The following is a 599-nucleotide window of genomic DNA, read 5'->3' as shown; positions in this document are numbered from 1 at the left end:
GCGGCCTACCTGTTTTGCCTGGGCATCGTGAAGAAGGTGGCAGCCAGCGGCAGGATAATCCATGCCAGGATAGAGATCACAAGGCCGCTTTCCTTTCCAGGCAAGATGAGCCTCAATCCACTCAAAGCCAGCGCTAGCATAAGTATAAGCCCTGCCGCGAGTATCCACGCTCGTTGCTCGCCCCTCCCAACGGTCGAAACCAGCACCGTCGCAAGCGCTCCGCCAACAAAGGCTAGTGTCTCGCGTACATTAAACGGCGAGTAGTTGGCCTGGCCCACTTCGAAAAACGCGAATGCCCCCAAGGTGACCACCCCGGCCAGCAGGCCGCGCCATAGGCGCGCACCCAATGCCCAGGCGGTGATTGCTGCTCCGAAGATAATCAGCGCCGGGGCGAGGCCAAAGAAGATTAAAGTTCCCCAGCTTGAAAAGGAGCCTGGGCTGAAGATGCTCATCGCCTGCACCGCTGCTCCAAGAGCGATCGCCATGGCCAGATATACGATGAAAAGCCCTGCTAGCCCACCGAGTGTTGTAAGGAATAATCTTCGCCCCCAACTTAGGTTTGCCATAGATCCTCCTGGTATTGTCGACTTTGCAGGTGG

The 599-nt window shown here is 57.4% G+C and carries 1 protein-coding gene; it reads right to left on the bottom strand.

Translation table 11 applies throughout. The annotated features are described in order from the left end of the window. Positions 1-5 precede the first annotated feature (5 nt). A complete protein-coding gene (locus ABWU19_RS15035) occupies positions 6-566 on the bottom strand; it encodes a hypothetical protein (protein WP_435902435.1) in 561 nt (186 codons plus the stop codon). Positions 567-599 lie beyond the last annotated feature (33 nt).

Source organism: Meiothermus cerbereus, assembly GCF_051297115.1.
Taxonomy (GTDB): Bacteria; Deinococcota; Deinococci; order Deinococcales; family Thermaceae; genus Meiothermus; species Meiothermus cerbereus_A.
Note: the sequence above shows the minus strand (reverse complement) of the source record. Positions and strands in the feature narration are given on the sequence as shown.